Origin of the sequence: Shewanella sp. BJSY2023SW001 (assembly GCF_047314685.1) — a bacterium.
GTDB classification, from domain to species: Bacteria; Pseudomonadota; Gammaproteobacteria; order Enterobacterales; family Shewanellaceae; genus Shewanella; species Shewanella indica.
In genome coordinates this window covers 23418-30783 of the sequence record NZ_JBKORF010000006.1, presented here as the reverse complement: position 1 = coordinate 30783, position 7366 = coordinate 23418, and the positions used below count along the sequence as shown (strand labels likewise).

Here is a 7366-nt window from a genome sequence, read left to right as displayed (position 1 = left end):
CGTACTTTCAGCATCTATCAACTGGCGACGGGCAGTGGTCATAACCAACCTCGACTGAGCTTTGATGGGTATTTCAAAGCCTAGTCAAAGCTGTGTGAAACATCAAAAAGATATGGCTGTCCTGTATTTTTGCTAAAATGCCCTTCTCACACAGCGATTAATCACGTGGTAAAAGGGCGTACTTTCAACATCTATCAACTGGCGGCGGGCTGTGGTCATAACCAACCTCGACTGAGCTTTGATGGGTATTTCAAAGCCTAGTCAAGGCTGTGTGAAACATCAAAAAGATATGGCTGTCCTGTATTTTTGCTCATGACCGCATAAGCGCAAACGTCGATGCAGAATATTGACGACAACTGCCTGATTTTATCCACTATCCAGCCACGTCTATGCTCGTAACTGCGCCCCGACAGTGCATCTTCACCACACAAAAATGCCCTTCTCACGCAACGGTTAATCACGTGATAAAAGGGCGTACTTTCAGCATCTATCAACTGGCGACGGGCTGTGGTCATAACCAACCTCGACTGAGCTTTGATGGGTATTTCAAAGCCTAGTCAAGGCTGTGTGAAACATCAAAAAGATATGGCTGTCCTGTATTTTTGATCCTCTAGTCAAGGCTGGGCGAAACATCAAAAAGATATGGCTGTCCTGTTTTCTCGTGGTCCTGTTTTCTCGCTATTTTCTCGCTGTTTTCTCGCTTCTGCAATCATACCCTACCCTTATTTACTAACTATTACGTTGACTTATTTGATAAGCTATCTGTTTGACATGTTCAAATGTAAACATTTGACTCCGGCAAGTAGGAATTGTTTTCACTAACTGCCGATGATTCAATATCGGAAATGGCGGCTTTGAATCTCGATTAATGAACCATCCTGGAAACACCAACACAGGCATCGGCGAGACTTCGACTCCACTCGATTTACTGAGCCATTCACCAACCCATTTGGCTTGCCTAACAGCTTGCTCCAGAGGTTTAGTTTCAACCCAAGAGGGAAAGAGCAGCTTGCCGTCTTTGAACGTTAGCTCGTGATCTTTGCCACCGTTCTTTTTGTCTTTATTACGCTTATGGCGTCCCTTGGTTTCGATAACAAAAACACCATTCGAGCCAACCACTAAATGGTCAATATTGAAACCATCGGCCTGAACATCATGAAAGACTTGATAGCCTAATCCCTGCAAGCCAATGAGTTCATTTGCCGTAGCCACTTCTGCCGCATGACCAAGCCGCAGCTTGGTCAATTTACTAAATGACTTCCATAGTTTGAAAGCGGCATAAGCAACCCCTAAGACACTTACGGCAAGAAACGACCAAGGTATCGAACCTGAAACGATGTTCTGATGAATGCCAGCCACCGCAAAAGGCAAACAAACCACCATCACGGCGATCATGAATGCGCCAATAACGTCAAAAAGTAAGTCTTGAATCTGCTGTTGTAACCCTAAAGCGGGGATGCGCTGTAACTTATCACGGTCAATGGGCAACCTGACAGTCCGGTCTCTATGCCACAGCATCAACCGCATGACTAGCAACACAACCGCCATGCCTGATAGCAGAAAAACCACGGATAGGGTTTGAATAACGATTTCGCTCATGCTCTTCCTTGAGTAAAACAGATTAATTTAGCTTTATACCATGAATCTCTTCAAAGATACTTTGATGATGATTCAGATATTTTTCAAACCGTTCTCGGTCATTTGGAGTTAATTTCCCAGAAGCTAAGGCATCTCCTTCGTTAATGCCCAAGCCCTTCAGACTAAATAACTGTTCCAAATAGTAGATCACAGGAAGGGAACTCAGTCCTGTTTGAGCGTTCAGATCTATCGCCAAACAAACCCACCACTCGTCCAAGGACTGATAATGGCCATCTTAGCACCACTTTGCCGCGCTGAGTGTTAGCGCATGCAAAAACTGATTCAAAAAACCAATGATAAGCGCTTTGCCAGGCGTCTGATGGCGATGTTGATGTTGCATCAGGGGCTGTCAGCTTCTGAGGAGCAAAATGGGGACACCCATAATTCTTGGCAGGTTTCACTGATCCGGTCCTAGAAGCTGCCCTGACTGGATTTTTCGGTCACACCGCCTGTAAGGCTGTTATCCGCATAAACATCATTCCAGTATTACTGGCCTATATCTATCCCATTGATTGTACGGGGCCTTCAACTCTTGTAAAATCCGTCAGCAGGCTTGAGTGCGGGCCACTTTTGTGGTCACTGGAAGGAAAATCGGTAAATGGAATTAGTCAGCTCTTCGCATTGCGCGGCATCTTATGCTGCGCCTCCATCTGTAATTTTCGATGCCATATTCGGTGCACTTTTCGATGCACTTTACCGAGCATCTTGCAATCCATCTCGTTCTACATTTTCCGGCGCACTATCGACAGCGAATCTAGCCAAATCCAGGGCTTGTGTCCCCCTAAGCCCAAGTTCATCAGAACGATAAAACTACGGCGTTAAGCATCTGCAGTGGCCAACAGGCTAATAACCATACCCTACAATAAGTTGTTTATATTATGTCCCAATTTATAGAATCCCTCCCCGACTACTTTAATGCTGTTAAAAACAGTGACGGCTTTCCTGAAAAGTTCATCAACGACCTTTTCCTGATTGGTAAATGCAGCGCCGATACCGACTGCGTGAAAGAGATCCGCCAACTGCTGAAACAGCATGCGAGCCAGGATATTCAAAATGCCTTCAAGTGCCGCAAGAAACTGATTAAAGGCGAGAAAGAGCCTGATATGAGAGATGTCTTCTGTGTCCTTTGCGAATATGCCAGCCTGTCGGCCGAGCTGGATGTCGATTACCTCTATGCCAGGCTTGGACATACCATCATAGATATTCGAGCCGGTCAGCCGCTGGAGGCACTCTGCGAGCGCCCCGAGCTGTTGGCGCGTTTCCCCTCGGTGACTTTTCTGGCCATCGAAGAAGTGCCCTTTTGTGGACAACAGTTGCCTGAAAGTATCGGTAGTCTGCCACTGCTTGAAAAGCTCAACATTGAAGGCGATTACAAGACACTACCCAAGAGCATTGAAAAGCTTAAGAAACTGCAAGAGTTTAAAATTGACTCTGTGCCGCTGGAAAGTCTAGATCTTGATTTTCGCCAACTGACAAACCTTAGCAGCCTAACCTGGTACGATACCCCTATCTGCGGCGCCGAGCTGTTTGATTTACCGGCCGGATTGACCAAGATTGATTTGGGGTTAGTCCCGGATTTACAACGCCTTGGTACTAATCTGGATAAGCTGCCACAGCTGCAACACTTAAAAATCTCATGCTGTCCCCAACTTGCATCTATTGATGAGCAACTGACCTTAGCCAACCTCAATAAGCTGACACTATGGAAAAACCCGTTATTGAGTTCAATCCATGCCAATACGGTGCTTGGCAATCAAAAAACATCTTTCACTAATGGCATAGATATCCGCTTTGCCCCAAAGGTATATGAAGATATAACCCGGCTTAAAATCCAAGAAAAGAAACTGCTGGCATTGGTCTGTGAGCATGCTGCATGTTTTCCTCATCTCAAAGAGTTGCACCTGGGTTATACCAGAGACTTAACCGGCATTCGCTTCCCTTTTGGGGCGTTTTCGCAACTGGAGAGCATCTGGGGGGCAGATTTCGGCGACGACGGCTTCTGGGATGAACTGCCTCTATGTCAATGCCTTAAAAACCTTAGTTTTAATTCGACCAACTCGGAAACCATCCCCGAGTCGTTTAAAAAGATAGCGGCGCTGGACAGCCTCAGCATAATAAACGGCCAAAAACTCACCATAGATGCGTCATTGTTGCCGCGAAACATCAAAAAGTTGGAAATCGACCGTTGTCATCGCCTTATTGCCCCAACCGAGAGACTAACCCTGGATGAACTCATTCTAAGCCATTGCCCGGTGGACAATGAACGGCAGCTGTTCAGCAATATTTCTACAGCTGTGATGAAATACTACCCTGACGATGACACGCCGGACACGGGGGAAGAGCTGTCTCAATACCTGCCTCAGCCAGAGCGACTCACCTCCTTCACCACTAGACTGACGACAGCTAAAATCGCCGATCTATTAATGCATTGCCCCAATCTAGTGTCGCTCAATATTGACCCGGCCCAAGTTGAGACTGAGCTTGAGGATGGATGCGCAAACCCAAGGGAGACTTTACCTGGTTTGAATTGCCCCGCCGTTACCCAGTTGACCTCGCTGGAGCTGCACAATACAGACGTCGTTACCCTTGGCCCATTGTTAACGAGTAGCCCCAAGCTTGAAACAGTTGAACTCAACAAATTCAACGATTTCCCTGCCAATGTTTCGCTGCCACGGCTGAAAACCCTGTTGATTTCACGCAGTGATCTTAAAACCCTGGCCTCACTCGATGCGCCGGCATTGGAAACCTTGAAACTGGTCCTGTGTTATGAGTTTGGTCTGGAAGCCACCAAGGCCTTGGTGAAATATACCCGCTTGCATCACCTTAAACTGATGGGAATGCACAAGAGCCTGGATCATTTCCCCATAGAGCTTAAGGCACTACCGTTAAAACGGCTTTCTCTGAGAGGCGGCGATATCAAGGTTATCCCTGATTTTATCGGTGAGTTTACTGAGTTGGATACCTTATCTCTGGAGGATTTTGTCACTGAGTCTCTACCCGAGTCCATGTTGGCGCTTGAGAAGCTGGAACGCTTGAGTATCGATTGCTGCAAATTCCTTAAACCCATCCCTCCCAGCTTCAGAAAGCTCAAGCTGAAAGTCCTTTGTTACACCATAAGCAAATTCGGTGGTTTCAACATGAACCCCAAGCTGTATCAAAACTTGCTGACCCCGAATTACACCGAGCAGACCAAGTATCTCGACGATTAAGCCGAGCAATTGCAAAAGCGTGTCTGAATCTCTCTTTGGTTAAGCCAGACAAAGAGTGATTCGGCGCACTCATGCCGACTCAGGTCGTAATCTCCCGTACTCAAAACGATAGAGATGATCGGCCAATCTGGCTGTTTGATGTTCACAGTGAGAAACCATCACCAGGGTACAATGGCCGGCGAGGCGTTTTATCAAGGCTTCAATTTGTGCAGTAGCTTCGGGATCGAGTGAAGATGTAGGCTCATCGAGTAATAAGATATCCGGCTCAAAAATCAGGGTGCGGGCCAGGCAAAGGCGCTGCTGTTGCCCGCCAGATAAGGTTGAGGCCGGTGCCGACAGGCGATCTTTGACCTCATTCCACAACGCCGCCTGCTCAAAAGCTTGCTGCATCTGTTTCAGCGCGGCCTCCCCCTGCAGGTTACCGACCACTTTCAAGGGAAGTAATAGGTTTTGCGCCACACTGCCGGGAAGCAGTTGCGGATGTTGAAACACCATACCGACTTTACGGCGCAAATAGGGTAACTCTGTGGTTTTCAGTTGATTGACCGAAAGCGGCTTATCTGCCACGCAAAGCGTTATCTCACCCCGGGTGCGACTATGTTGATATTCGTCATTGAGGCGATTGAGCGCCCGTAACAGGGTGGTTTTCCCCGAGCCTGACGGCCCGCTGAGCACATTGATCCGCCGCCGATGGATCTGCATGTTGATGTTTTCGAGTGCCGCTTGTTGACCAAAATACACACTGAGGTTAGACACAGTGCCCGCGACATCCGCAGCCTTTGATAACGCCATACTAATGATTCCTTCCGGGAAAACGTGTCACCCAGTTGGCCATGGAAAATACCGTGGCAGTTAAACACAGGAGTGTCAGCGCGGCACCAAACGCCATCTGCAATTCGGCCTCGCTCTGATACTGGGCACTGTAATAAAAAATCGTAAAAGGCAGGGCTTCAAACCGTTCAAAGATCCCGCCAGGTAACCCCGCATTGGCAACGGCGCCGGTCAGCATGATCACCGCGGTATCTTCTGCGGCCCGGCCAATGGCCAACATGATGCCGCCGCGGATCCCGCGCTCGGCCTGGGGCAACAATACAAAGCGCAAAGCTTGCCACTGTGTCATGCCGAGTGAGAGTGCGGTTAAACTCAAAGACACAGGCAGCGCCTGCAGCGCCGTGCGGGTAGAAACGGCCAGATAGGGAATGATCAACATCGCCAGGCAAAATGCCGACAGTGCCAAACAAGTGTTGGCAGAAGGCAGCAAGGTGTTGCGCAGTAACAGAATAAGGGTAAAGCCAAATAAGCCCATCAATATCGAGGGAACGCCGGCCAGGATATCGACCGCCAGCTCCAATAGCACCTTTGCCTTGGATGTTTTCGCCGTTGCCAGCCAAATTCCGGTTGCCAGTCCGGGCAGCAAGGCGATCATCAAAGCACTGGCAACTACCGCCAGGGTTCCGACACAGGCAGGCCAAATACCATCCCAGATAGGCGCCTGTCCCAAGAAACCTTTTAAGGGTTCAGTATCACCAAAATAGAGCGACAGGCTGAGCGTGGGAACGCCTCGATATAGAATAAATCCCAGCAGTGACAAGAGACACAGCAACAGCATGGCGCTGCAGAATAAGCACCAATAATGGAAACACTTGGCTTTCAAGACCCAGAACCCTCGGTGGTGGCCTTGGCAGACGAAGTCATATAGCGGATCAACAGAGTCACCAGCACACTGATAGTGAGCAGCAACAAACCGGCGGCAAACAGTGAGTTGTACATGGCGCTATCATTTTCCGTGGCCAGCACCAAGCCAATATGCGCCGTCAGGGTGCGAACCGAATCAAATACACTGTCCGGAAGCTGCGGCGCATTGCCGGCCAGCATCAAAGGCAGCAAGGTATCGCCTATGGCCCTGCCAAAACCGAGTAAGGCGGCGCTGGCCATGGCGCGGCGGGCATTGGGTAATACCAGATGATACAGGGTTTGGAGATCGCTGAACCCCAGAGAAGCAGACACCATTCTGAGTTCTTTGGCCAAAGGGCGACATTGACTGTCCAACATCATCACCATCACAGGCAAGATCAACAGCACTATCACCAGAGTGGCACTGATGAGGCTGAACCCCGAACCGGTTCGAAAGGTTTCCCGGATCAGCGGCACCAGCAAAAACACAGCGGCCAACCCATACACCACAGTCGGGATCCCGGCCATCAAGCGGATCAGCGCCCGGATAAAACGCGCAGGCCTTCGATAGCGAGGTAATAAACAAAACCCTGTGATGCCAAGGGCGATAGGAAATGCCAACAGTAAGGCCAGCAGTCCCAACAAACCGGAGCCGGCAATCATGGCAACTATGCCAAATTGCCCCTGCTCCGGTTGCCAGTGTAACGACAACACGCTGGTTTGCGGGTTGAAAAACACCGGCAATGCAAACCACATCAGAAACCCAAACAGCAGCACTATCAGCAATAATACTGATGCGGCCAGAAGTTGCAGTATCCGCTCAGCGGAGATCTGTGTGGTCATGA

At 49.0% G+C, this 7366-nt stretch carries 6 protein-coding genes and 1 pseudogene; 1 reads left to right on the top strand and 6 read right to left on the bottom strand.

Translation table 11 applies throughout. The features are described from left to right. Window positions 1-302: 302 nt before the first annotated feature. The 3 genes and pseudogenes from ACMHXH_RS00710 to ACMHXH_RS00700 form a co-directional block, all read right to left on the bottom strand. A pseudogene (locus tag ACMHXH_RS00710) lies at window positions 303-515 on the bottom strand (alpha-amylase family glycosyl hydrolase); the annotation flags it as partial. Between the two features lie 214 nt (window positions 516-729). Next, window positions 730-1599: a nuclease-related domain-containing protein gene (locus ACMHXH_RS00705; RefSeq protein WP_071477240.1), complete on the bottom strand. Its 870-nt coding sequence runs from the start codon at window positions 1597-1599 to the stop codon at window positions 730-732. Window positions 1600-1621: 22 nt separating this feature from the next. Continuing rightward, window positions 1622-1834, bottom strand: a complete 213-nt coding sequence (locus tag ACMHXH_RS00700; protein ID WP_144361694.1) for a hypothetical protein — start codon at window positions 1832-1834, stop codon at window positions 1622-1624. A gap of 682 nt (window positions 1835-2516) precedes the next feature. Here ACMHXH_RS00700 and ACMHXH_RS00695 point away from each other — a divergent pair. Further along, the gene (locus ACMHXH_RS00695; RefSeq protein WP_039034377.1) at window positions 2517-4847 is read left to right on the top strand and encodes a leucine-rich repeat domain-containing protein; all 2331 of its coding nucleotides are present in this window, start codon (window positions 2517-2519) and stop codon (window positions 4845-4847) included. 69 nt (window positions 4848-4916) lie between these two features. Here ACMHXH_RS00695 and ACMHXH_RS00690 read toward each other — a convergent pair whose 3' ends face one another. Genes ACMHXH_RS00690 through ACMHXH_RS00680 form a run of 3 tightly spaced genes read right to left on the bottom strand, consistent with a single transcriptional unit; the run spans window position 4917 to window position 7364 of the window. Beyond that, window positions 4917-5639, bottom strand: a complete 723-nt coding sequence (locus ACMHXH_RS00690) for a phosphate ABC transporter ATP-binding protein (protein ID WP_039034378.1) — start codon at window positions 5637-5639, stop codon at window positions 4917-4919. 1 nt (window position 5640) lies between these two features. Next, window positions 5641-6501 carry a PstA family ABC transporter permease gene (locus ACMHXH_RS00685; protein ID WP_039034379.1) on the bottom strand — a complete coding sequence of 287 codons (861 nt, stop codon included), beginning with the start codon at window positions 6499-6501 and terminating at the stop codon, window positions 5641-5643. Further along, a complete protein-coding gene (locus ACMHXH_RS00680) occupies window positions 6498-7364 on the bottom strand; it encodes a PstC family ABC transporter permease (protein ID WP_039034380.1) in 867 nt (288 codons plus the stop codon). Before ACMHXH_RS00680 ends, ACMHXH_RS00685 begins: the two co-directional genes overlap by 4 nt. Between the last annotated feature and the right edge of the window lie 2 nt (window positions 7365-7366).